19 protein-coding genes and 1 pseudogene are annotated in these 24,799 nt (G+C 59.9%); 7 read left to right on the forward strand and 13 right to left on the reverse strand.

Going from position 1 to position 24,799, the window contains the following annotated elements; translation table 11 throughout:
• The first annotated feature begins 240 nt into the window (after positions 1 to 240).
• Both ACVWZU_RS08150 and ACVWZU_RS08155 read left to right on the forward strand, forming a co-directional pair.
• Positions 241 to 1,539 carry an efflux RND transporter periplasmic adaptor subunit gene (locus tag ACVWZU_RS08150; RefSeq protein ID WP_457402344.1) on the forward strand — a complete coding sequence of 433 codons (1,299 nt, stop codon included), beginning with the start codon at positions 241 to 243 and terminating at the stop codon, positions 1,537 to 1,539.
• 61 nt (positions 1,540 to 1,600) lie between these two features.
• The gene (locus ACVWZU_RS08155; protein WP_457444286.1) at positions 1,601 to 4,810 is read left to right on the forward strand and encodes an efflux RND transporter permease subunit; all 3,210 of its coding nucleotides are present in this window, start codon (positions 1,601 to 1,603) and stop codon (positions 4,808 to 4,810) included.
• A gap of 63 nt (positions 4,811 to 4,873) precedes the next feature.
• Here ACVWZU_RS08155 and ACVWZU_RS08160 read toward each other — a convergent pair whose 3' ends face one another.
• The 4 genes from ACVWZU_RS08160 to ACVWZU_RS08175 form a co-directional block, all read right to left on the reverse strand.
• Complete coding sequence (locus ACVWZU_RS08160; RefSeq protein ID WP_457444288.1) at positions 4,874 to 5,131, reverse strand: DUF2949 domain-containing protein; 258 nt, start codon at positions 5,129 to 5,131, stop codon at positions 4,874 to 4,876.
• A 195-nt stretch (positions 5,132 to 5,326) separates the two neighbouring features.
• Positions 5,327 to 6,121 carry a hypothetical protein gene (locus ACVWZU_RS08165; RefSeq protein WP_414344360.1) on the reverse strand — a complete coding sequence of 265 codons (795 nt, stop codon included), beginning with the start codon at positions 6,119 to 6,121 and terminating at the stop codon, positions 5,327 to 5,329.
• 128 nt (positions 6,122 to 6,249) lie between these two features.
• A complete protein-coding gene (locus ACVWZU_RS08170; protein WP_457444290.1) occupies positions 6,250 to 6,993 on the reverse strand; it encodes a low-complexity tail membrane protein in 744 nt (247 codons plus the stop codon).
• Between the two features lie 34 nt (positions 6,994 to 7,027).
• Positions 7,028 to 7,252: an NAD(P)H dehydrogenase subunit NdhS gene (locus tag ACVWZU_RS08175; protein ID WP_011432364.1), complete on the reverse strand. Its 225-nt coding sequence runs from the start codon at positions 7,250 to 7,252 to the stop codon at positions 7,028 to 7,030.
• 214 nt (positions 7,253 to 7,466) lie between these two features.
• Between ACVWZU_RS08175 and ACVWZU_RS08180 the strand changes: the two genes are divergently transcribed.
• Positions 7,467 to 8,054 (forward strand): FHA domain-containing protein, encoded by a 588-nt coding sequence (locus ACVWZU_RS08180; RefSeq protein ID WP_457444292.1) that lies wholly within the window; start codon positions 7,467 to 7,469, stop codon positions 8,052 to 8,054.
• A gap of 1 nt (position 8,055) precedes the next feature.
• Here ACVWZU_RS08180 and ACVWZU_RS08185 read toward each other — a convergent pair whose 3' ends face one another.
• Both ACVWZU_RS08185 and pth read right to left on the reverse strand, forming a co-directional pair.
• Positions 8,056 to 9,525, reverse strand: a complete 1,470-nt coding sequence (locus ACVWZU_RS08185) for a cation:proton antiporter (RefSeq protein WP_457444294.1) — start codon at positions 9,523 to 9,525, stop codon at positions 8,056 to 8,058.
• A gap of 304 nt (positions 9,526 to 9,829) precedes the next feature.
• Positions 9,830 to 10,504, reverse strand: coding sequence for an aminoacyl-tRNA hydrolase (gene pth / locus ACVWZU_RS08190; protein ID WP_457444296.1), 675 nt, complete (start codon positions 10,502 to 10,504; stop codon positions 9,830 to 9,832).
• Between the two features lie 187 nt (positions 10,505 to 10,691).
• Between pth and ACVWZU_RS08195 the strand changes: the two genes are divergently transcribed.
• Both ACVWZU_RS08195 and ACVWZU_RS08200 read left to right on the forward strand, forming a co-directional pair.
• Positions 10,692 to 11,909 (forward strand): HD domain-containing phosphohydrolase, encoded by a 1,218-nt coding sequence (locus ACVWZU_RS08195; RefSeq protein WP_457444298.1) that lies wholly within the window; start codon positions 10,692 to 10,694, stop codon positions 11,907 to 11,909.
• A gap of 282 nt (positions 11,910 to 12,191) precedes the next feature.
• Positions 12,192 to 13,313, forward strand: a complete 1,122-nt coding sequence (locus ACVWZU_RS08200; RefSeq protein WP_457444300.1) for a methyl-accepting chemotaxis protein — start codon at positions 12,192 to 12,194, stop codon at positions 13,311 to 13,313.
• A 52-nt stretch (positions 13,314 to 13,365) separates the two neighbouring features.
• Here ACVWZU_RS08200 and ACVWZU_RS08205 read toward each other — a convergent pair whose 3' ends face one another.
• The 3 genes and pseudogenes from ACVWZU_RS08205 to ACVWZU_RS08215 form a co-directional block, all read right to left on the reverse strand.
• Positions 13,366 to 13,614: a DUF4359 domain-containing protein gene (locus ACVWZU_RS08205; protein ID WP_457444302.1), complete on the reverse strand. Its 249-nt coding sequence runs from the start codon at positions 13,612 to 13,614 to the stop codon at positions 13,366 to 13,368.
• Positions 13,524 to 13,715: pseudogene (locus tag ACVWZU_RS08210) on the reverse strand (DUF4359 domain-containing protein); the annotation flags it as partial. The pseudogene ACVWZU_RS08210 and the gene ACVWZU_RS08205, both read right to left, overlap by 91 nt.
• 223 nt (positions 13,716 to 13,938) lie before the next feature.
• Positions 13,939 to 14,061, reverse strand: coding sequence for a hypothetical protein (locus ACVWZU_RS08215; protein WP_414349965.1), 123 nt, complete (start codon positions 14,059 to 14,061; stop codon positions 13,939 to 13,941).
• A 245-nt stretch (positions 14,062 to 14,306) separates the two neighbouring features.
• On the opposite strand from ACVWZU_RS08215, the gene prfB reads away from it, so the two are divergent.
• Positions 14,307 to 15,438, forward strand: a protein-coding gene (prfB, locus tag ACVWZU_RS08220) for a peptide chain release factor 2 (protein ID WP_414344353.1) whose coding sequence is annotated in 2 segments (ribosomal slippage) — positions 14,307 to 14,378 and positions 14,380 to 15,438 — 1,131 coding nt in all. Because the reading frame shifts where the segments join, the coding sequence is not laid out codon by codon here.
• Here prfB and ACVWZU_RS08225 read toward each other — a convergent pair.
• The 4 genes from ACVWZU_RS08225 to ACVWZU_RS08240 all read right to left on the reverse strand — a co-directional run bounded on the left by ACVWZU_RS08225 (position 15,435) and on the right by ACVWZU_RS08240 (position 20,926).
• Entirely contained in the window at positions 15,435 to 16,553 is a 1,119-nt protein-coding gene (locus tag ACVWZU_RS08225; protein ID WP_457402362.1) for an o-succinylbenzoate synthase, read from the reverse strand. The genes prfB and ACVWZU_RS08225 overlap by 4 nt on opposite strands.
• Before the next feature lie 309 nt (positions 16,554 to 16,862).
• Positions 16,863 to 18,152 (reverse strand): M16 family metallopeptidase, encoded by a 1,290-nt coding sequence (locus ACVWZU_RS08230; protein ID WP_457444304.1) that lies wholly within the window; start codon positions 18,150 to 18,152, stop codon positions 16,863 to 16,865.
• Positions 18,153 to 18,212: 60 nt separating this feature from the next.
• The gene (locus tag ACVWZU_RS08235) at positions 18,213 to 19,517 is read right to left on the reverse strand and encodes a M16 family metallopeptidase (protein WP_457444306.1); all 1,305 of its coding nucleotides are present in this window, start codon (positions 19,515 to 19,517) and stop codon (positions 18,213 to 18,215) included.
• Positions 19,518 to 19,711: 194 nt separating this feature from the next.
• Entirely contained in the window at positions 19,712 to 20,926 is a 1,215-nt protein-coding gene (locus tag ACVWZU_RS08240) for a site-2 protease family protein (protein WP_414418684.1), read from the reverse strand.
• A 333-nt stretch (positions 20,927 to 21,259) separates the two neighbouring features.
• Between ACVWZU_RS08240 and nrdJ the strand changes: the two genes are divergently transcribed.
• Complete coding sequence (gene nrdJ / locus ACVWZU_RS08245) at positions 21,260 to 24,715, forward strand: ribonucleoside-triphosphate reductase, adenosylcobalamin-dependent (RefSeq protein ID WP_457444308.1); 3,456 nt, start codon at positions 21,260 to 21,262, stop codon at positions 24,713 to 24,715.
• The last annotated feature ends 84 nt before the right edge of the window (positions 24,716 to 24,799 follow it).

Here is a 24,799-nt window from a genome sequence, read left to right on the forward strand (position 1 = left end):
GCAGGAATGCCCGACCGCGAGGTAAGGACTCCGTCCTGCTGACGGGAAGGGTGGCCCGCGCTCTGTCCACAGGACGAGCGCCGGGAGGATGTCACGCATCCACCCTAGCTCTGGATTGGGAAGGATGGCCAGCGCTTTTGCACAGGCGCAGCAGGGCACAGTCTCAGTACCCTGGTTGATTGAGTCAATGCAGAGGTGGGATCCCTCTGTTGGGATAGCCGTTAGGGAGGCAGGTTCACGATGCAACTGCGAACAGCTCTGCCGCTGTTGTGCCTTTCTCTCTTGGTAGCTGCTTGCCGGCCCGGCGGGCCACCTCGCAGCATGGGGGGTGAAGGGGGCGGAGAAGGCCAACCCACACCAGTGGCCGTCGGCAGGGTAGAGGAACAGCAAATCGAAGAGACTTCAGAGTTCATGGCCAGCCTCGGATCCCAGCAGGTGGCCAGTATCCGCCCTCAGGTCAGTGGACAGGTGACCCAGGTGTTCGTGCAGCTGGGATCCCAGGTGGCTGCCGGAGCCCCTCTCTTTAAGATCGACAGCCGGCAGCAACAGGCGGCGGTGGCCGGCCAAACGGCGGGGATTGCCGCAGCCCAAGCCAACCTGGAGAGCGGCCGGGCCGTGCTCAGCCAGTTGCGGGCGGATCGGATGCGGCTGGAGGCAGCGGCGGAGTTTGCCCGGGAGCAGCACGAGCGCAACCTGCGCCTCTTGGCCGAGGGGGCCATCAGCCAGGCGCAAGCGGATCAATCCAGCCGCGACCTGCGCCAGGCGGAGGCAGCTTTGGCGGCGCAACAGGAGCAGATCCGCGCTCAGGAGGCCGCGATCTTGCGGGCAGAGCGGGAGGTGCAGCGAGCCCAGGCCGAGGCGGAGCGGCAACAGGTGCAACTGCAGTTTTTCCAGGTTACAGCTCCCTTTGCCGGCATTGTGGGGGATGTTTTGGTGCGGCAAGGGGACTACGTGACGCCTCAGACGGTTTTGACCACCTTGACCCAAACCCAGGCGCTGGAGCTCAACCTCAACATCCCGTTGCAGCGGGCCCCCCAGCTGCGCATTGGCACGCCGGTGCAGATCCTGGATAGCCGCGGCGAGGTGATCGGCAGCAGCCAAATCTCTTTCATTGCTCCCGAAGCCAACGCCGCCACGCAATCGGTGCTGGCCAAGGCTCTTCTGGAGAACCCTGCCGGCCAGTTGCGCTCGGCCCAGTTTGTGCGGACTCGGGTCATCTGGGAGGAGCGGCCGGCCTTGCTGGTGCCGGTGACGGCGGTGGCCCGCTTGGGGGCGCAAACCTTTGTCTACACGGTGCAGACAACGGAGCCGCCAGCAGAGGGCATGCCCCCGGGGGCGGTGGCGGTGCAAAGGCCGGTGCAGCTGGGATCCATCTACGGAAACAGCTATGAGGTGCTGGAGGGTTTGGAGGCCAATGAGCCAATTGTGCTGAGCGGCCTGCAGAAAATCCGCGATGGCGCCCCGATTGTCGATGAGGTGCTTTTTCAGCAGAGGATGCAGCCACAAGGGGGAGGGAGACCTCCTGGATCCCCGCCCTAGGTCCTCTCTCCGGCGGTTTCCCAACTCAGCTATCCCCTTTCACTCCTCACTGCGCTGGACTATGTTTGTTGACTTTTTCATTCGCCGCCCTGTTTTTGCCAGCGTCTGCTCCATCCTGATCGTGCTGGTGGGGGCGGTGAGCATTCCCCTACTGCCGGTGGACTACTACCCACAGGTGGCGCCGCCAGCGGTGAGGGTGACTGCTGTTTATCCTGGGGCCAACGCCGAGACGGTGGAGACGGCGGTAACCAATGTGCTGGAGCAGGAGATCAACGGCGTCGAGGGTATACGGTCTATCGCCTCGGTGAGCAGCAGCAACGGCACCAGCCAGATCACCGTTACCTTCAGCCCGGATCGGGATCTGGACACGGCGGCTGTGGATGTGCAGAACCGGGTGGCGCGGGCCCAGGGCCGGCTGCCGGCGGAGGTGATCCAAAACGGCATCAGCGTGGAAAAGGCCGGCGACAGCGCCTTTGTGCTGGTGTTGGCGCTGCGCTCAGAGGCGGGGGAATACGACGAGCTGTTTTTGAGCAACTACGCGGAGCTGTTTGTGCGGGATGCTTTGCGGCGCATCCGCGGCGTCAGCGATGTCATCATTTTCGGGGAGCGCACCTATGCCATGCGCATCTGGCTGGATCCGACGCGGCTGGCCAGCTATGGTCTGACAGCTCTGGATGTGGTAAACGCAGTGCGCCAGCAGAATATCCAGGTGCCCGCCGGCCAAATTGGCGGCCAGCCCAGCCCCCCGGATCAGGAGTTTCAGATCAGCGTCCAGGCCACGGGGCGGCTGTCGCAGCCGGAGGAGTTCGCCCAGATCGTTCTCAAGGCCAACGCCGATGGCAGCTTGGTGCGCATTGCCGATGTGGGCCGGGTAGAGCTGGGGGCCCAAAGCTACGATACGTTCTTCCGCATCGGGGGGCAGGAGGCGGTGGGGATCGCCATCACCCAACAACCGGATGCCAACGCCCTAGAGGTGTCGCGGCAGGTGCGGCAGACGTTGGCGCAGCTGGCGGAGAGTTTTCCGCCCGGCTTGATCTACGAGATCCCTTTCGACGCCACCCTGTTCATTACCGAGTCGGTGCAGGAGGTGATTTTTACCCTGCTGCAGGCTATTGCCCTGGTGGTGCTGGTACTGTTCATCTTTTTGCAAGATTGGCGCGTCACCCTCATTTCCACCGTTACAATTCCGGTGGCGCTGCTGGGGACCTTCGCCTTTGTGCGCCTGTTTGGCTTTTCCATCAACACTTTGACTCTGTTCGGCCTCACCCTGGCCACTGGCTTGGTGGTGGACGACACCATTGTGGTGGTGGAGAATATCTCCCGCTACATCCGCGACCGCGGCATGCGGCCTCTGCAGGGGGCCTCGGCGGGGATGAACGAGGTGTTGGGGGCGGTGATCGCCACGACGCTGGTGCTGCTGGGGCTATTTGTGCCTGTTGCTTTCTTTCCTGGCACCAGCGGTCGCATCTACCAGCAGTTTGCCGTCACCATTGCCGTGTCGGTTTCGCTGTCCACGTTTAATGCCATTACCTTGGCTCCGGCTTTGTCGGCGCTGCTAATTCGCCCCCGCTCAGAGCAGATGTTTTGGCTGCTGCGCTGGTTTGACCGCGCCGTGGAAGGGATCCGAGCGGCCTACTGCCGCCTGCTGGAGCTGGTGGTGAAGCTGCGGCTGTTGGTGGTGACGGGGTTTATTGCCTGTTTGGGCCTCACCTACTGGCTGTTCCAAATTGTGCCGACGGGGTTTGTGCCGGATGAGGATCAGGGCTTTTTCATCACCATTGTCCAGGGGCCGCCGGGGGTTTCCCTCAACTATACCGACAGGGTGATCCGGCAGGCCGCCGCTATTTTGGAGGGGATCCCTGAGATCGAAAATCGGGTGATCGTGGGGGGGTTCAGCTTTACCGGGCCCTCGCCGGGGAATGGGCTGATCTTTGCCACCCTCAAGCCCTGGGAAGAGCGGCGGCAACCGGAGCAATCGGCGCAAGCGATTGTCAACCGGCTATTTGGGCCTTTTTTGGGCGGGATCAGCCGCGCATTGGTGATCCCGATCCTGCCGCCGGCCATTCCCAATTTGGGGGTTGCGGGCGGGTTTACTTTCCAGCTTCAGGATCGGGGGGTGAACGATTTCAACCTCTTGGAGCAGACGGCCAACACCCTGTTTTTTGTGGGCAACTCGCCGCCCCCGCCGGGCCAACCCCCCTTGGGCTTGCGGATTAACCCGCCCACCTTCAACGCCAATTCGCCGCAGCTAGAAGTACAGGTGGATCGGGAGATGGCCCAGTTGTTGGGGATCCCTCTGTTGGATGTCTTCGGCACGCTGCAGACGCTGCTGGGGGGCACCTACGTCAATGATTTCGACCTGTTCAACCGCAACTACCGGGTCTATGTGCAGGCGGATCAAGCATTCCGAGGTAACCCGGAAAGCATCGGCCAGTTCTACGTGCGGGGTGGGCAGGGGCAGCTCTTGCCGTTGAGCACCCTGGTTCAGGTGGAGGAGACCACCAGCCCGGCCATCATCAACCACTTCAACCTCTTCCGCTCGGTGGAAATTCAGGGCAGCGCCCTGCCGGGCTTTAGCTCAGGGCAAGCGATTCGGGCTATGGAAACTCTAGCCGCCCAGTTGTTGCCGCAGGGGTTTGGCTTCGAGTGGTCGGGCCTGTCGCTGGAAGAAATCGAGTCGGGAGGACAGGCGCCGCTGATCTTTGCTTTGGGCTCGGTGTTCGTCTTCCTGGTGCTGGCGGCGCAATTTGAGAGCTATGTGGATCCCTTGATCATTTTGTTGGCGGTGCCGCTGGCGGTTCTTGGGGCTCTTTTGGCGCAACTGCTGCGGGGCTTGACCAACGACGTCTTCTGCCAAGTCGGGTTGGTGATGTTGATCGGGCTGGCCAGCAAAAACTCCATCTTGATTGTGGAGTTTGCCAACCAGTTGGTTGCCCAAGGGATCCCCCTGGTTAAGGCTGCAGTGCAGGCGGCAGAGACCCGCTTCCGCGCCATTCTGATGACCGCCCTGAGCACTATCCTGGGTATTTTCCCGCTGGCAGCGGCCACGGGCGCAGGGGCAGCCAGCCGTCAGTCTCTGGGCACGGCGGTGATCGGCGGCATGTTCGTCTCGACAATGCTCAGTTTGCTGGTGGTGCCGGTGCTCTATGTCGTGATCAAGGGGATCCAGGTGCGAATTTTGGGGGGATCCCCTTCGCCTGTGGATCTGGCGCATCTGCCCCCACCGGAGGATCCCAAGGATCTGCTGCCTGGTGGCGACAGCGTTGGGTAGCAAGAGGGATCTGCTTGCTTCTTCTCTTCTGGCGGAAAAGCGAGTGGGGGAAGGGGGCACCTTTCATCCACCGAGGGCCCTGTCCTCGAGCAGTTCGGACTCGGCTTCGCTGGGCATTTTTTCCCAGAACTGAGCCAGGTGTTGCAGGCCCACAAAGCCCAACTGCCAGAGGATCAAGGCTAGAGAGCCGTGCTGCTGCCGTTGGATCTTCAGGGCCAGAGCCAGTTGTTTGGGCTTGAGGAGCTGCTGCTGGGCAGCAAACTGGCAGAACTGTCGATCCCATTGGCTGAGGGCCTGTAAATCCGGCAGGGTCGGTTCCATAGGTTTGGCTGGGCAGGAAACCCATCGAATTGAATATTGAATCTCGAGGCTCGGGATCCCCAGTGGAGATCCTGCGGATCCCTTGCAACAGGTTTCTTCCAGGGTACGTGAGCGCCCAGGCATCCCCAAGGCCAGTTCGGGCAGAGAGGACTGAGCTTTGTCGCAAAGCTGGCTTATAGATCCTGGCAGGACGGTCTATCCCCAGGGGTCGTCGTCGAAGGGACTATCTGACCAATAGCCACTCTGCTGGGATGGGGGGGGCTGTTGGGGGAGAGGAGGCGTGTAGGCAGGGGGTGGCGTTGGGATGGGGGTGGGTTTTTCCAGATCCTCAAGTCGAGGCAGGTCGGCGGGCTTGGGCTCGACACCAAGGCTTCTCAGCTTGGCTTGCGTTTCTTGCACTTGCGCATTGAGCTCTTCCAGGTAGGCGCGGTAGTGGTTGGCAGCTTCCAGGTACTGCTTGGCTTTCTTTTCGTTTTCCCGGACGACCGCCTCCAGTTCTTTGGTGCGAACGGTGTAATCGGCCTCTTGATTGGTGAGGTTTTCGATGGCTTGGTTGAGTACAGCCCGCCGTCGCTCCAGTTGGGCTACAATTTCCGACAACTGTCGTTCTCGCTCGCTAAGGCTGCGTTCCCGGTTTTGAGTTTGTTCCAGTTGAAAGCTGGCCTGGCTGAGCTGCTCTCGCAAATACATCACCTGGGGCTCCGTCTCGTTGCGTTCCTGTTGCAACTCAAAGACCCGCGCTTCCAAGTGATCTTTTTCCTGCTGCAACACTTCCCGCTCGTTCAAAAGACGGGTGTAGAGCTGGTTGAGAAAGTCCACCTCCATCACCACTTGGCTAAGCTGAGTGGCGTATTCCCCAACCAAAGCCAACTCCCGAGCGAGGTTTTGGGTTTCACTGGTGGCTTGATCGGTGAAAAACTGGGGAAGTTGGGTGGTTTCTCTGAGGCGTTGGGTAAATTGCTTGAAGCGGAAAGAAAAGTTGCTCGCCATTGCCGGTGCGGTAGCCTCGAAGATCAGGGGAATGCCGATGGTTGGATTTCACAGGGCTTGGATTGCTTCCAATCTACTTGGATTGCTTCCAATCTAACATTGAGCTACAGCTTTTGCGGAAGCTTGCCTTAGGTGGGATCGGGGGGAGTTTCAGGGGCCGGCATGGCAACTTCCCCAGAGGGATCCCGCTTCTCGGATTCCGGCTGGGGGTTTTCTGCCGCTCTGTTTTTAACCTTGTCTTTTTGGTCTTTCGAGGTGCCTTCTGAATCCTGGCCGGAGATGCGGCGCAACAGCCGTTGCAGGAGTGGGCTGCGGCGATCGCCGATGACGGAGAAGCGGCTTTCGATCTCTTCGACGGGGACGGGATCCATTTGGGCCAGCTCCGGCTCGCTGAGGAGGAGTACCCGTATCGTTGCAATGGGGATCTGCAAGAACAGGTTGGATCCCCAAAATCCAAAGGCAGCTATGGCTAGGCCGGCCAGACGGGTGCCGTTGCCAGGGGTGAGCGGGGCAAAGAGGGGGGCAAAGTCGTAGAGGCGCTCACCGACTTCCAGCATCAGGATTGCCGCCAACAGCGTCAAAATCTTATGTTCGGGGCTGAGGAAGGCGGCCAAGATGCGGCGCTGCTCGAGGGTGAGTTCTTCTGGGGGGACAGAAGCCACCCACACGCTAAAGATGTCAAACGGTTTGCGCCACTGCATAGCAAAGACCGGCCCAATGCCCACCACGGCCACCCAAGCCTGCTCCGCCCCCACCGGCAGGAGGGGATCCCCTGTGGCCAGCCCGATCAGGGTCAGCCCCACCCACAAGGGGAAGAGGAGGATGCCGGCGGCATGGAGCCAGAGGAAAGGTTCCTGCCAATGGCTGCGCATGGGGAGATGCCAAAAGGGACAGGGGAGAGCAGGGCTAGGGGCGGGATTTGTCTACCACTTCCAATTCTGTGAGGCGGAAGGTGACTAATTTGTCCCAGTTGCCGCCTTCAAAGAGGACAGCGGCATGGTTGTCGGTAACCCGCTGTACCTGGCCCTCAAAGCAGTAGTAGGTGTCGTTGGGGTTGATGACCCGCACGGCAACGCCGGGGTAGATCGGGGGAAGGGCTTCGAGGAGGGTTGGGGTTGGAGTCGTGTTCACGTTTCAGCTATCCTCTTTTTTGCAGAAGCTCTGCCTTACTATTATGGGGGAAAGCCCCTCTCTTGCCGAGTCTCCCCCTCGTTGAGCTTCTTCCCACAGCGGTTCACCGAGGGTTGGGCAATGGGCTGAGGTGTGGCTTCCAGCCCGCTAACACGAAAGGGGCCTGCACTGCAACTTCGACGGTCAATCCAGCTCCAGCTCAAGGCCCCAGACCATGGCTACCGGCGCCCAGTCTTCCCCCTCCCAAATCTGGCATGTGTTGGTGATCGATGATGAGCAGGGACGGCGGGCTGTGGCCCTCAGTGCTGCCACCTATTCCATCGGCAGGGATCCCAGCAATGCGATTGTCATCGATTCGGCGGCGGTTTCCCGGCAACACGCGCTGCTGCTGCGGCTACCCCAAAAAGATGGCCAGTATACCTACCGGCTGCTGGACGGCAATATCGAGGGCAAGCGCAGCACCAACGGCGTCTCGGTGAATGGGCAGAGATGTTTGAGCTGGGATCTCAAGGATGGGGATCAGATCCTGTTGGGGGATCGGGTGCGGATGCAGTACTGCATTCGCCAGTTGTCGGACGAAGATTTTCAGCGGTATCTCCAGTCTGTAAGCTTTCGCAGCGTGAAGGCGGAGGTGGTGGATCGACGCTCCACAACACTGCAGCGGTTTGATCCGCCCTCGATGCAGGCAATTTTGCCCCAAGAGGAGACGATGGAGAGAATTGACGTGAAGCCTCAACGCCGCAATCCGCTGCGGCTGCTGTTCCAGACCCTCTGGGGGCATTTGAGGGGAAAGCTGAGATAATTTAGCCCTCAGGAATGCCCACCCGTTCTGAGTCTGGGAGCGATGACGCGGTCTCGTCGGCGCCGCCTTTGCGCTCTTGCTCTGACGCTTCTGCCTGCAAGTCCAGGAGGGAGGGGGAGTTGGCTTCCCCAATCAACACTCCCCGCAGCCAGAGGGGAGCGACAAAGGTGGTGGCAATCACCATGACGATGATGCTGACATCGAGGGCATCGGAGAGAACCCCACTGGCGGCCCCCACACCGGCAAACACCAGGCCCACCTCACCCCGGGGAATCATGCCCACCCCGATGGCGTAGCGGTTGATGCCCGGCTTGCCAAAGGCCCCCAAGCCCGCTGCCAGCTTGCCCACAATGGCAACTCCGATCAAGAAGACGGCAATGATCAGCCCCTCTCGGTTGACGGGGAGGGTGGGGTTGAGTACGGCAAGGTTGGTTTTGGCCCCAACGCAGACGAAGAAGATGGGCACCAGTAGGTCGGAAATGGGCTTGATCTGTTCTTCCAGCTCTTGCCGTTTCTCGGTTTCGGCCAAGATTAAGCCAGCGGCAAAGGCGCCCAAAATCGCTTCTAGATGAATGATTTGCCCTACATAAGCCAGCAGAAAGGCCAGCACGAGGGCGGGCAGAAGGGGGTTACCTCGGGTCTTCAGGCTGTTGAGAAGGGCAACAAAGTAGGGGCTGAGAAGGCGCCCCAAAACAATGGAGCCGACCAAGAAGAGGATGGCACTGAGGATGATGATGCCGATATCGGAAAGGTTGACTTCTCCGTTTTTGGCCAAGCCCGCCACCACGGCCAAGATGATGATGCCCAACACGTCATCCAAGACGGCGGCGCCGATGATCACCTGTCCTTCTGGGGAGGTGAGTTTTTGCAGCTCGGCCAAGACGCGGGCGGTGATGCCGATGCTGGTTGCTGTGAGGGCAGCGCCGGCAAATATGGCGGGGATAACGGGCACATGAAACAGGTAGAGCAAGCCCAGGGTTCCGGCCAGGAAAGGCACAGCGACCCCGATGACGGCTACGGCTGCGGCTTGAGGGCCGACCCGCAACAGCTCGGCCAGATCCGACTCGAGGCCGATTTCAAACAAAAGGACGATCACCCCGATCTCGGAGAGGATGTCGATGATCTGGCTTTGGGAGGAGAACACCTGTACCAGGGATCCCTCGTCGAGTCCGGCAGTGGCTTGCAGAAATTGCATCAGTGCTGAGGATTGAGCCAAGGTGTGCAGCTCTTGGCCGGAAACTTGTCCTTCTGGGAAGACCAACAACCCCAGCGCGGAGGCCCCTACCGCGACGCCCCCCAGCAATTCTCCCAGCACCGGCGGAAAGCCGAGGCGAACGGCGATTTCTCCGGCAATACGGCTGGCCAGATAGATGACCACCAGAGCCATCAGCACCGCCGCCAAGATCAGGGGTAAAAGATTGGCAGCCCCTTCCGGTTCAAGGGGGGCAGCGGCTTCAACAGCAAGCAACACTGAATCTAGGTTGTTCAACAGCAAGATCTCACCCTCAAATGATGAACAGCTTTTTGTCTCGGGCCGGCCCTGGTGGGAACGCTGCCGTTCCCATTCCTTTCGCCCTTCTGCTGGAAGACTGTTACAGAAGCTAACCTCCCTTGGGAACTGTTGGCAACGCCCAGGTAGGCACTCTTATACTCCAGATAATTGATACTTATCTGGAGTATTGTCTCCACAGACGTTCCCATGAGCAGGACGAAGCCCTTACCACTTCCTCTCCTGGAAGACCCCTCGGAGCCGGCAATCCAGGACAAGCTGCTCCTCAGGAGGAAGCCTCGCCTTGGCCCGGTGCAGGGTTGGATCCATCCGGATCGGACGATGGCCCAGACAGATCCAGAGGATTAAAGCGGTTCATGGCTGTCCTCAGTCCCTCTTGCAAGCAGCACTCCACGGCCTCTACCGCCGTATTCAACACCCGCTCCAGCACCTCTTGTTCTGCAGGCGCAAATCCCCCCAACACATGCCCGACCACATCTTGGCTGCCCCTAGGTTTGCCCACCCCCAAACGCAGCCGCGGAAACCCTTCGCTCCCCAAGTGCTGAATGATGGACTTCATGCCGTTGTGCCCACCGGCAGAACCGGATCCCCGCAGGCGCAGACGACCCAGCGGCAAGTCCATATCGTCGTACACCACCAGCACAGAGGCGAGATCTAACTTGTACCAATCCAGCACCGCCCGCACCGATTGGCCGGAACGGTTCATGTAGGTTTCCGGCTTGAGCAAGCGTCGCTTTCCTCCCAGGGCAAACCCTTCTCCGTAGCTACCTTGGAATCGCTTCTCCAAAACCAACGGGATCCCCCAGCGCTGCGCCAGCCGATCCACCACCATAAAGCCGCAATTGTGGCGGGTATTGGCGTATTGAGGGCCGGGATTGCCCAAGCCCACAACAAGCTGCAGGGAAATCTCATCGGTTCCCTTGGGCTTGACCTGGGTCACAACGTTTCTCGCCTCCTCGAGCTAAAGTAAGGCATTGGGGCTTGGGGTGGTGTTGGCGTGTTTTTGGGCTGCTGGTCGCCCCGGAGGTTCGGATACCCAGCCGGCGGCAGGAGAACTCTTGGGGGCGAATGACTCCGCCATTGTTTATTGTGAACGCTTAATGTGAACGCTTCTGACCAACCCTGCTATGAGCCTGCCCACCCCCTTCGGTCTTCACCCCAGCACAACCGAATTCGATGCCTCGGATGCCCTGCGCCTCAGCCAGCGTCTGATTCAAGTGGGGATCGCCCTCTCCTCAGAAACGGATCTGCAGCGGCTGCTGGAGTTGATTGTTGCTCAAGCCCGAGAACTGACCCACTGTGATGGGGCCAGCCTTTTTGTCCGAGAGGGGGAGGAACTGCGCTTTTTCGTGGTCAACCGCCATGAGGAGCTGCGGGATCTGCGCTTGCCCCTCAGCCCTTCCAGCATTGTGGGCTACGTGGTGCTCACCGGGGAGAGCCTGAATCTGCCAGATGTCTACCACCTGCCCGCCGACCGGCCCTATGCCTTTAACCCACAGGTGGATCGGCAGACCGGCTATCGCACCCGCTCCTTGCTCACTGTGCCCATGCGGGATCCCTCAGGAAAGATCCTCGGCGCCCTGCAACTGTTGAACCGCCTAAAGCCGGATCACCCCACCCCCCTAGCTCCTGACCAAGTGGCCGAGTGGAGCCAACCTTTTTCTGAGCTGGAAGTTAGCGTGGCAGAAGCCTTGGCCTCCCAGGCGGCGGTTGCCTATCAAAACGTCCAATTGCGGGAAGAACTCAAATCTGCCCACTTCGAGACCATCTTCTGTCTGTCTCTGGCCGCAGAATACCGGGATCAAGATACCTCTTTTCACCTGAAGCGGATGAGCAACTACTCTCGCATCATCGCCAAGCACTTGGGCCTCTCCAGCCATGAGCAAGAGCTGATCTTCTACGCCAGTCCCATGCACGATGTGGGCAAAATCGGGATCCCGGATGCCATCTTGCAAAAGCCGGGGCGTCTGACCCCAGAAGAGCGGCAGATCATGAACCGCCATCCTGAGATCGGCTACGAAATTCTCAGCAAGTCCGACTCCGAGCTGATGCAAAAGAGCGCCATCATCGCCCTTACCCACCACGAGAAGTTCGACGGCAGTGGGTATCCGCACGGCCTCAAAGGAGAAGGGATCCCTCTAGAGGGACGGATTGTGGCCTTGGCCGATGTCTTCGACGCCTTGGCCAGCCGTCGCCCCTACAAAGAAGCCTGGGCTTTGAATGAGGTCTTTCAGTTTGTAGAAGACAACAGCGGCAGCCATTTCGACCCGCAAGTGGTGGCCGCCTTTAACCGAGGACGCAGCGAAATTCTGGAAATCTACCACCGCTATCAAGAAACCCGCTAAATCCAGCTCCAGATCAATCAGGGATCCAAGATACCAACCCAGAACATTCAGCTTCAAAGGGATCCATCCCCGCAAACTGCAAAGAAGGGATCCCAGGCCATCCTTTCCGTACAATCCCGCAGAATCTTATGGGCAAAAGGTGGGATCCCAGGGCAAACTGAAGGTGGTCGATTTTCTGCAGGAATCACCCCATCAAAGGCCGATTTAGGGCCGACTTTTTGTGTTGCTCTACACATTGGCATCCAACCCATCTGTACCCAACGTGTGCCGAGGATCCCTGTGATGGCTACCCTGACAAATCCACCCACTCCTACCCTATCGATCAACACCAAGCTGCGCGATTTGGCCTTGGTGGAGTTTCAGGTGAGCGAGTCCACCCCTTGTGAGAACGTGGTGCGCCGCCTAGAAGATGACAGCAGCCTTTCAGGAGTCATCGTGCTGGACGAGCGGTCACAGGTGCGGGGAATGTTGACCCGCCGCGCCATTCTGGAGTGGATGCTCAGCAAGCCCTACGGCCTGGATGTGTTTTTGAAGCGGCCCATCAGCTCCATGGTAGAGTTCCATAGCCGGGATTTTCTCTTGCTCCCCGGCGACTGCGATGTCATCCAAGCAGCCGACCGAGCTTTCCAACGGCCCGAAGAGACCATCTATGACCCCGTGGTGGTTCAGCTGGGATCCCAGGACTACCGCCTTCTCGATGTGCCGGTGTTGTTGGTGGCCCAGGCCCAGGTGCATCTGGCCACCCAGCGCAAGCTACAGGAGCAGCAGGAAGAGATGAAAAGGATCTTGGCAGAGCTGGAGCAGGAAAAAAACCGCAGCCTCCAGTATGCCCGGGATCTGGAGCGACAAAAAGCCGAGATCCTCAACCAAAACCTGGCCTTAGACATGGAACGTCGCCGGGCCCAACAGCGCTCCGAGGAGTTGGCTCGCCTTAACGCCCGCATCATTGAAATCAGTTCTGTGCTCTCTGAGAGAGGCAAATCCACCTTTGCCGCTACTTTTGAAGGCGTGGAAGCCGTACGCGGCCTAGTTCAGGAAATTGCCGACAACAGCCAGGAGTTGTCGCGGGAGCTCAAGGAGATCAACACCATCGTGGATTTGATCGTAGAGGTGGCAGGATACATTCGCCTGCTCTCTTTCAATGCGGCTGTAGAGGCCAACCGCAGCGGTGGTGCCGGTGGCTTTGGAGCCATTGCCCAGGAGATCCGCAAATTGGCCGGGCGAACCACCGAGGCCAGCAACCGCATTCGCGGCCTAGCAGAGCGTATCCAGCGCCAGAGCCAATCCACACTGCAATCGGCCCAAAGCAGCGCTGAGGTGGTGCAATCCCTTTACCAGCAGGCCCAGTCAGCCCAGTTGGCCCTGGAAGAGCTGCAAACCCTGTTGGAACGAGCCCAAATCTAGCCTCCCTTTTGAGATTCTTCTGGATCCTGAGAGCCTGAGGTTGCCATGGTGGCTAGGGGGCAGCTTTCCCCTCTCGAATCTCATAAGTATAAAATTGCCCAGCCACGGCAAGGGTTTCAAAGTGGTAGGTGGGCAAGGAGATCCCCAGTGGGCCAAAGTTGAGCAACGACAAATCGGTGGTGTAGAGGCTGAAAAGGATAAAGTGGTGTAGAGGCTGAAAAGGATAAAATTCTGCCGGCGGGTTTGGCGCATGAACAGAGCTTCTAGTTCGGGCTGGAGCTCTCGGACAAGGGCATGACATTCCTCGATCAAAGTGACCAAGAAAGACGGGATCTGAGCGCAGTATTCTCGCGTAGCGTAGGCGGCCAGTTGTTGCCCTGCATGGGTTTTGTACTGATACATTCACGCTGAACTCTCCTGAACATGGTTCAGGAAAGAAGCGATCGCATCCTGCCTATCTCTGAGCAGGAAGGCGGTATCCCGCAAAGCCCTGAGGAATACCCCCCGAGCGCTTTCCCCCTTCACTTCCCGGCAACCGTTGCGGTGGACTCAAGGATCAGGGGGAAACTTGGTCTACTATATCCCTCTCAATGACTTTTGCCAAACCGCCTAAAGCTCAGTAAATTCAGCAAAGTTCAGGGTTTTGGGGGTTAGAGGCATGCTCTTCTAAGGTGGGATTGGTGATGGCCAAAGCAGCCACTCCTCCCGCCAAAACCAGCCCGGAAAGCAAGGAAAAGACCTTCAGCATCGCAGCCTCCGAAACCGAATTCTTTATTCTGCTATAGGCTTGAGCCACCTCAACAGGGATCTTTCGGCAGAAGCCAAAGGACTCCGTCCTGCCTCTGGCGGGGTTGTTGCTATGGACAAGGGATCGCAATGCTGTTGCAATGGGAACGGCCAGGAACTGCCCCACAGAAGGGCTCCATCCCTTGATTGAGTTGCCGGCCCACAGGTTAGGATGGGATCCGACGCGCAAACAGCTTGCTGCTCTCTATGGAACTTGCCGATCTAAGACGCACCCTAGAATCGCTCACCTTGCGCCTGAGCAACGCTCAGGACTATCTTTGACCTGCCCCACTTGGAGCAACAGATTGCCATCCTAGAGCAAGAAGCCTCGCAGCCGCAGTTTTGGAATGATGTAGAGGCAGCCCGCCGCCACCTGCAAAAGCTCAACAGCCTCAAGGCCTCCTGGGATCAGGTGCACCGCTGGAAGGATCGCCTGGAAGATGCCGCCAGCGCCCTCGAGCTGCTCCAAGAAGAGCCCGATCCAGAACTCCTAGCCGAGACAGCAGGATCCCTGGCAGTGGTGGAGCGGGAGTTGGGCCAGTGGGAGCTGCAGCAACTGCTCTCCGGCCCCTACGACAAAAACGGTGCCATCCTCACCATCACCGCCGGCGCAGGGGGAACCGATGCCCAGGACTGGGCGGAAATGCTCCTGAAAATGTACACCCGCTGGGCCGAAAACCAGGGCTACAAGGTCAGCCTCTCGGAATACTCCGAAGGTGCTGAAGCCGGCATCAAGTCCGCCACCCTGCTGATCGAAGGCCCCTACGCCTATGGGTATCTTTCTGCCGAGAAGGGCAACCACCGCATGGAGCGCATCAGCCCCTTCAACGCCAACGGCAAACGGCAAACCAGCTTTGCTGGCGTAGAGGTGATGCCGATTCTGGAAGAGGAAAGCGAGTATGAGCTGAAGATGGAAGATCTGGAGTTCGAGACCTCCCGCTCAGGTGGGGCAGGTGGCCAAAACGTGAACAAAGTGGAAACAGCGGTGCGGGTGATCCACAAGCCCACCGGCATTGCCGTGCGCTGCACCGAGGAGCGCTCCCAACTGCAAAACAAAGAGCGAGCCATCCAGATCTTGAAGGCCAAGCTGATCGAGATGGAAGAAGAAAAACGCAGACAAAAGCTGGCCGAGATTCGCGGCGAGATGGTGACTCAGGGCTTTGGGGGGCGTATTCGCACCTACACCTTCGATCCCTACAAGCTGATCAAAGATCACCGCACCAACGCCGAAACCTACAATGTCGAGGCCTTTATGAACGGCGAGCCGGAGGAGCTGATGCATTTTATCCAGGCCTATCTGCGGCAGGAATACGCCAAACAACAGGCCGCCGCAGTCTAGGGCCGGCTGTAGCGCTCCCACACCGCCTGTATGAGGGCAGCCCGCTCCTGGGCTGAGAGCTGGGTCAAGGTCAGGGGATCCCCTTCCTGGAAAAACTCCCCTACCCCCCATCCCACGGCCCGGGGAGAGGCGGTTTTGGCTTGCAGGGATCCCGCCCAAGCCAACCCGTGCCAGGCGCCGATGGCAGTCTCCAGCGCCGAAGAAAAAACCAGATCCAGGCCGGGATGGCGGCTGAGATACTCTCGCAGCGCGATGCAGGAGCCCACCAAAGATGGCTTCACCACCAGGATCCCTTTCCATCCTGACCGATGGATCGCTTGCAACTGCTCCAGGCAGGCCACCGATTCATCCAAAGCAATGGGGGTCTGGTACTGGCGGCTGAGCTCCACCAGATGGGCGTGCTGATCCGGCGGCAGAGGCTGCTCCAAAAACTCAATCTTGACCGGCGAGGCCTGGTTGAGCCGATCACAAACCATCAGCCACCGGTGGGCCTCCGCAAGCCCTAGTCCCCCATTGGCATCCAAACGCAGATGGGATCCTGGTGGCAACCGCTCCAGCCATTGCTCCAGCTTCTCCAACTCCTGCTGCATGGGATCCCTCCCCACCTTGAGCTTGTACACCGACCGCGTGAGTGGGACGGAGTCCTTGTAGGAGTCCTTGTAAGATTCCGGCGGCAGGGTCTCCCCCAAAAGTTCACAGAAAGAGAGTAGAGAGAGATCCTTGTTCAACCAATCGGGATCCCGACAGGCCAGCCAAGCGCCTTCCAACCCAAACCGGCAGGCCGGCAGTGCTTCTGGGATCCCCAAAATATGCGCCTCCGACAAAAGAGGGGGCAACTGCCGACAAAACGCCAGAGCCTGCTCTAAGGTCTCGCTGCCAAACCAAGGGATGGGAGCAATTTCCCCATATCCCTGACAGCCTGTCTCCCGATCTGTAAGTCGGATCAGGATCCCTTCGCGCACGGACCACAGTCCGTGGTGGGTACGCAGGGGCCGCCGAAAGGGACGCCAGTAGGGGCAAAACGCAAAGGAAAACCGCTTTTCCAGCCGCCCAAGCGGCACGGATCCCTCTTTTTGGGTATCCCCTGCAGATGATCTGCTGTGCCTACCAGCCACAAAAAGCTCAAGCAAGATAAAGAAAGGAAAAACGCCAGTTTTCTCAGAGGGCTGCTATTCAGAAACGATCCCCATCGTTTTCTTGGACATCTCGAGATTGACCCACAATCGTGACCTCAATCCAGAGTTATGGTTACTTCAGGCCAGGGTGAGACACATGGGCTCCTAAAAAAGCTTTCCGGCACTGCGCATTCAACATTTTCAACATTTTTTATTTAGGTGTTTTATTGAGGTGTGGGCGCAATGTCCCCGTTTGAATCGAAATGGCCATGTTTGCCAGATCTTAGTTTTCCTCATGGTTTGCTCAGCTTAAAACACCAGCTCAACCTCTGCCAAGGCGGCTTCCGGCCCCACCAGAGCAATGGCCGGGGGGGTCAGGTAGGTTTTTGCGGCTTGATGGAGCTGCTCTGGGGTGAGTTGCCTGACCCTCTGCAAATACTGCCGGTCAAACTCCATGCCCAAGCCCAAAATCTCGTACCAGCCCGCCAGTTGAGCCACCTGGGCATTGGTTTGTTTGCTGAGGGCATACTGGCCCAGAAGTTTGCGCTGCGCCATTTCCACCTCTACCAGGTCGAGCGGATTGGCCTGCAGACGGTGGATTTCTGCTTGTAGGCGTTCCAGAGCCACCTGGGTGTTCTCTGCTGCAGTGCCCATGTAAACCCCAAAAGGGGCGGGATCCCGGCGGGTGGCAAAAAAAGCCGAGACCTCATAGGCCAGGCCACAGCGCTCCCGCAGTTCCACAAACAGACGGCTGGATAGACCGCTGCCCAAGTAGGTGGCCAACAGTTTCAGGGCCGGATAATCCGCAGAAGCAGCAGGGGATCCGCGAAACCCGATCAAGATCGTCGTCTGCTGAGTGGGCTGGGGCAACCTCAGCAGTTGGGGATCCCTCAGAGGGGGCAGGGGAACATCCCGATCCTCTGGAGAGGGGCCGGGAACAACCCAGTCCCCCAAAGCCGCTTCCACCTGGGCAGCCATTTGCTCCGGCGGCTCTGGGCCGATCACCACCATCACCATTCCATTTGGACGACAGTAGGCCGCGTGATAGGCCACCAAATCCTCGCGGGTCAGGGATCCCACCGTCTCCAGCCGTCCCAACCCCGGCAGGGCGTAGGGATGATCCCCATAGAGGGCTTGTTGCACCTGATCGAAAGCTAGGCTGAAAGGCCGTTCCTGCTGGGCGCGAATGGCTTGCAGCATCAACCCCTGCTCTCGCGCCACCTCCTCTTCAGGAAAACTGGGATCCCGCAGCGTCTCCGCAAGCAAATCCAGCAACTCCGGGAAATCGGCAGCCACACAGCGCAGGCTCACCTCGAAATAGTCGGCAGAACTGTCCACCGATAGCGAGGCTCCCAGCGATTCCACCGCAGCAGCAATGGCCTGGGAGTTGCGCCGATGCGTGCCTTTGGTGAGGACAGCCGCCATCAAGTGGCTCACCCCCGCCTGTTGCGGCCGCTCTGCCCGGCTACCACCGCGGAAAAAACAGTGGGCAGCCAAGATCTCCACCGTTGGGTTCTGGCCCAGCAACAGCGTGATGCCATTGGCCAAAAGGACGCGCTGTAAACGGCCACGTTGGGTGGCAAGCAGAGCAGAGTTCATGCAGGCAAGGGATCCCGTCCAAAATCCGAAAGTCAAGAGTCCAGAGCGTCGAGGCAGCGCTCACCGACAGGCCAGTTGCAGCTCCAAAGCCGTTGCTGGATCGAGGGCAGTCGGCTTGAGAACGGTGACTACATAAGCCTCCGGAGACAAGTACTGCTGGGCCAACTCCCGGATCTGAGCCGGAGTAAAGGATTGCACCAGCTCCAGGTACTCTTGAATGCGTTGCACCCCGCCCAACGTCTCGTAGTAGCCATAGATGCCCGCCAATTGGCTGGGGGACTCGGCGGAGAACAGGAACTCATGGGTGAGCATACGCCGGGTGCGATCCAACTCTGCTTGGCCGATGCCATCCTGCTGCAGCTTTTCGATCTCGTGCAGAATCGTCGCCTCCACCCGCGCCACATCCTCCGGCTCCAGCTGAGCGCCGATACAAAACAGTCCCCCCTCCTTCAGCACCAGCGAAGAACAGCCAATGGCCCTCACCCAGCCCCGCTGTTCCCGCAGCAGATGCACCAGCCGCGAAGTACGGCCATCTCCCAGCACAGAAGCCAACATCTCCAGGCCACAGGCTTGCTGCCAATCGTCAATGCCAACAGTAGGCCAGGCCAATTTCAGACGGGCTTGCTCCAAGCGGGCATGGTCGCTCTCCCGGCGCAGGATCCCTTGGGGACGAGGCTGGGGCGGGATGGGGGGGCTGGCCGGTGCTGGCCCGGCGGCAGGGCCGCCAAACTGCTCCTCCACCAAGGCCAACGCCCGCTCGGGATCGATGCCACCCGTCACCACCACCGTCATGGATTCAGGCCGATACCAAGCGCGGTGGTAAGCGCGCATCACCTCAGGGGTCAGTTGCATCAAGCTTTCCGGTGTGCCCAACACCGGTCGTCCATAGGGATGCTCCCCATAGGCGGTCTGCATCAAAAGCTGATAGGCCGTGTAATCAGGGTTGTCGGCGGCGCGGCGAATTTCCTCCAGAACCACCTGCCGCTCCCGCTCAAACTCCAGATCTGGGATCCCGGCCCGCAAAACCACCTCTGCCAAGTAGGGCAAGGTATCCGCTAGGTCAGCAGCAGCCACCGTAATGTAGTAATGGGTGTAGTCTTGGCCGGTGGCAGCATTGGTAACTCCGCCCCGTCCTTCGACGGCCCAATCCAGCTCACCAGGAGCCAGCCGCTCGCTGCCCTTAAACACCATGTGTTCCAAAAAATGGGATAGGCCCAGCCACTCCGGCGGCTCATGGCGTCCACCTGTCCGTACCCAGACGTCAACGGTTACAGAATCGGCAATGGGGATGGGATGAACGATAACGCCTAGCCCGTTGCTCAGTCGGTGGGTGTAGGCGGGCAAAAGACGAGGAGAGCGGTTCAAAATTCTTAACTGATGGAGAACAGTCTTAATTGTAGATGGAGAAGGGCTCCGGGAAATAGTATCTGAGACTACTTTTCTCGGCCTTCTCTCCCCGGCTTGCGGAGGCAAAACGCTCCGCCCCTTTTGGGGAACCTTTTGTGGAAGAGGAAGAACCTAGGCGCCTTGGGCCGCCCCCTGTCCACCCATCTCCCCAACTAAGGCTCTTGATGGAAATCCGGGGATCCCTGCCAAGCCAGACTGGGGGATCCCTCTCCGGCCAGATTGTCCTCCACCTGAAATCCAGGGGGCCATTCTTCGCTATCGCGCACCCGCTGCACCACCTCTTGGGGCAGCACGACCCCCAACTGCCGGGCAGCCATGGCCACCACATCCCCGCGATCGATCAAGCCGGCAATGGCGCCGGTGGGCGTGAAAACCAAAATGCGGCGGGGTTCTGCCTGGCGCATCATCTGAATTACCTGGGGAATGGGGGTCTCTTCTCGTACCCCCTGCAGTTGCTCCATCGGCTTGAGAATAGCCTTGAGGGTGAGGCGATCCCACTGGCTGCGCTCGATGTCGTTGAGCAGTTCTGGCCTGACCAGCCCACGGTAGCGGCCATCTTCCTCAGCAAAATAAACGTCCGCCGGTTGAGTTGGGGCTTCCGGCCTGAGAGAAGAAGGCACCAGATAGCGATCCACAAACTCCCGCAGGCTCATGTTCGCGTCCAAAACCCGAAACTGGCGGGTCATCACATCTGCAGCTTTCAGGCGGGCCAGCACCTGCTGCAGTTGCGCGTACTGGCTGTAGCGGCGGGCGGTGTTCAAAATAAACAGGCCGATCAACCCCACCCAGAGGCCGTTGAGGCTCCCCCAAAATACCACCAGCAGACCTAGCCCCACCAAACCCCAGCCCACCCCCTGGCCGGCTCGGGCCGCCCACAGCATACCCTTTTGCCGATCCCCTGTCCAACCCCAGATGGCCGCCTTGAGCATTTGCCCCCCATCCAGAGGCAGGCCCGGCAGCAGGTTAAACAGGGCAATCGTCAGGTTGATGGCAGCCAAGCTGGTGAGGGTTGAGGCCAGCATCGACTCCGGCACAGCCCAAGCCCGGGCCACGCTGAAGAAAACAAACAGACCCAAGCTGAGGAGAGGGCCTGCCACCGCCACGCAAAAAGCCCCAAGGGGGCGGGGAACTTCCCGCTCAATCGCCGCCATACCCCCAAAAATAAATAGGGTTATCGAGTTAACCCGTACCCCATAGGCGCGGGCCACCAAGCTGTGGGCCAACTCATGGGCCAGCAGAGAAAGAAACAACCCCATCGCCGTCAACACCCCGTAGGAGAGCACCAGCAGGAGGGCCGCCGGGAACCAGGTGTAGTCGATGAAAAAGGGGATCCCCCACAAGCTACCGATGCGCAGGCGACTGGTCATGACGATACAACTCCTTACACAGCTCTCACTGGGGAGAAGGCCCAGGAAGGTGCCGTTGAAGACGACAAGCAGCCCCTTAACTTGGGATCCCTCTCCTCCACTGTAGCCCTTCTGCCGGGCCTTCCGTTCCCTTGCGGCTCCCCCGGCAGACAGCGGGCCTGCCCTATCCCTAGAGGCTCTTAAAGATCTTCTCAGAGCACAACACTACCTACAACACCGGATCCCTGAAGATTGTGATAACGTGGTTGGGCATTGGGTCGGCGGGGCCAACCAGCACTCAAAAGTTGGAACGACCGAGCTTTAGCAGGGGAGCTTTGCAGGAGGGGTGTGGCTATGGTGTGGACTTCGTCCCACTCAGGCGAACAGAGCGAAGAAGTGCAGGGACTTGATCCCGCCCAGACGACGGGATCCGCGCCCCTGGGCGAGTTTCCGGCCACAGCCCCGGCGGCCAGCCCGGTGTTCTACCGCACCTACAGCCGTCGCCGCCCAGATGGCAGCCGCGAGACTTGGAGCGAGGTTTGCGATCGCACCTTGGCCGATATTGCCCGGTTGGGGCGCTTCACCCCTCAGGAGCGGCAGTTGGTAGAACGTCTGCAGCGGCAGTTGAAGGCGTTGATCTCCGGTCGAGCCTTGTGGGTGATGGGCACCGACTGGATCCAGAAGCCGGAAAACTTCTCCGGCGCCTACAACTGCACCAGTTTGGCGGTGGTGGACTGGCGGGCCTTTGGCCTGATGATGGATCTGGCCATGATGGGCTGCGGCACGGGAGCGGTGCTGGAACCCCAGTTCATCCGCCAGTTGCCCCCCATTGTCAACCGCCTGCGGGTTCACGTGAAGGGATCCATCGGCACCACCCCTCCCGAAGAGCGGCAGGAGCACACCCGCATCCAACGGCAGGGATCCCAGGTGCACATCCAGGTGGGGGACAGCCGCCGCGGCTGGGTGGAGTCCTACCAAGCGCTGCTGGAGCTGGCCTCGGATCCCGGCTTTGGCGGTCAGGTGGACGTGACGGTAGATCTGAGCGATATCCGCCCTGCCGGCGAGAGGCTGAAGGGATTTGGGGGCGTGGCCAACCCCATTAAGCTGCCCGGCTTGTACGAGCGCTGTGCCGCCATCCTCAACAGGGCAGTAGGGCGGCAGTTGAACTCCGTGGAATGCTGCCTGCTCATCGACGAGGCGGCGGTGGTGGTGGTGGCGGGAAACATTCGTCGTAGCGCTGGCATTCGTCAGTTTGCTGCCGACGACCAGCTGGGATCCACCGCCAAAGACAACCTCTGGCAGCAGGACGAAAACGGCAACTGGAGAATTGATCCCGAGCGAGATGCCCTGCGCATGGCCAACCACACGCGGGTGTTTCACCGCAAGCCGACGCGGGAAGAATGTATTGAGGCCGTGCGCAAGCAGTTTTACTCCGGTGAGGGCGCCATCCAGTGGGCCGGGGAAGCTGTAGCGCGGGCCAACGCCGACCTGCTCAACACCCCAGAGCTCAAGCGGGAGTTCCTCGACGTCTATGCCTCGCAGGGGCCAGAGGGAGCCGGACGCTGGATAGAAGAGCGGCAGGCAGCTACCGACTCTCCGTTCCTCCAACCCCCGGCATGGCATAGGGTACAACGGTACGGGCTGAACCCCTGCGTTACGGCCGACACCTGGATCCATACCGGCGACGGCCCGCGCCAGGTGAAAGACCTTATCGGCAAGCAGCACAGCACCTATGTCAACGGCGAGCTATTCAGCACCACGCCAGCCGGGTTCTTCTACTCTGGCACCAAGCCCGTGCTCAAGCTGTTGACCGAGGAGGGGTTTTCTCTGCGGCTGACAGGCAACCATCGGGTTCTCAAGGTCATCGCCCAGACCCCAAAGGCACAGTACACCGAATGGGTGCCGGCAGAAGACCTGCGCCCGGGCGACCGCATCCTGCTGCACAACCATCGCCATCTAACCCCGTGGGATGGTGAGGGAACCTGGGAGGAAGGCTGGCTCCTGGGGAATTGGTTGGGCAACGGCAGCCTTGCGACGACCCAGTGGAACGACACAGCTGTATTGCGCCACTGGCAGGATACCCAAGACGAGATGAACCCATATGCGGTTCAGCGGTTGCAAACTGCGGTGGGGTGCGAACCTCGCCGGCCAGAGACCTGGTATCACCCTGAGCTGAAGTGTCGGGTTATCCATTCCACCGGCTTGGCAAGACTGGCGGCCAAGTTCGGCATAGCTCCAGGACAGAAAGAAATGACTGCGGCAGTCGAGGCCACCAGCTGCGATTTCCACCGCGGCTTCTTGTGCGGCCTGTTTGATGCCGATGGCAGCGTGCAGGGGCTTAGCGTGCGGCTCTCCCAAAGCAACCTGGACACCCTCAAAGCCGTGCAGCGCATGCTTGCCCGCCTGGGGATTGTCTCGGCCATCCGTCCCGCTGGATATCACCTGCTGCCCGCCAGCCAGCGCCAGCCAGCCGCGCAGCACGAGCTGGTTATCGCTCACGAGCTGGTTATCACTAAGGACAACCTGCACCAGTTTCAAGCAGTAGTGGGCTTCCGCGAACCCCGCAAAGCCCAGAAGCTAGGCGAACTGCTGGGCAGCTATCAGCCCCGGCTTAACCGAGAGCGGTTTGCCGTCACGGTTGCAGCGCTGGAGCCTGACGGGGTGGAACCGGTCTATGACTGCACCGTGCCCGGCCCCAGCTGCTTTGATGCAAACGGGCTAGTCGTCCACAACTGCGGCGAGATCATCGGATTCGACTTCCACTGCAATCTGGCCGAGATCCACCTCAACCGGCTGGATCCCCAGAACTGGCAGGAGCAGGAAGACGCCTTCACGGCGGGAGCCCTCACGGTGGCAGCTCTGCTCCACCACCACTTTGTGGAACCTCGCTTCCAGCGCTCGCGGGAATGGGATCCCATCGTCGGCGTCTCGTTCACAGGCCTGTTCGACTTTTGCGTCAAAGCCTTTGGGGTTGAATGGCTGCGCTGGTGGCAGGAAGGGAGACCCGATACCCCCATCGGGAAGGAATTCAAGCAGCAGGAGCGGGAATACCTCAGCCGCTGGAAGGAGATTGTCCACCGCGTGGTCTGGGACTACTGCGACCGCCACAGCCTGCGCCGCCCCAACCGCTGCACCACGGTTCAGCCCGCCGGCACCAAGTCGCTGCTCACCAACGCCTCTCCCGGCTGGCACCCGCCCAAAGCCCAACGCTACATCCGCCGCATCACCTTTGCCAAAAATGACCCGGTGGCGCTGGCCTGTCTGGACTATGGCTACTCGGTGGTACCTGCTCAGGCGGACAAAGATGAAAACGGGAACTTGCTCAACGACCCCTTTGATCCCCGCTGTACCGAATGGCTGGTGGAACTGCCTGTGGAAGTAGAATGGGCCAACCTGCCCGGTGCTGGCCAGATCGAGATCGAGCAATTCTCGGCCCTGGCCCAGTTTGACTTCTATATGCAGGTTCAGAAGTACTACACCACCCACAACACCTCCGCCACCATCGAGCTGCGGGAGGACGAGGTGGAAGCTCTGGGATCCCGTATCTACGAAGCCATCCGCGACGACGAGGGCTACATCAGCGCAGCGCTGCTGGCCCGCTTCGATGCCCCCTTCCCCCGCCTGCCTTTTGAGAAAATCGACAAGCCCACCTATGAGCGGCTGGTGGCCGAGGTCAAGCAGAGACGGCGGACAGATAACTTCTTCGCGGCCCTGGCCCGCCACGACCGCAACCTGACCCTGACAGCAGAGGGGCCGGCGGGGTGTGATGCTTTGGGGTGTCTGTTGCCAGATTCGGCGCCTCAGAGCTAGTTCCCCAAAAGGGTTCCCCCTGCTGCCGACCAACCCCATCGGATGCAAAGGCGCGACCGAGCTCCCTCCTGTGATACCTTTGTA

The organism is Thermostichus sp. MS-CIW-26 (genome assembly GCF_054059115.1).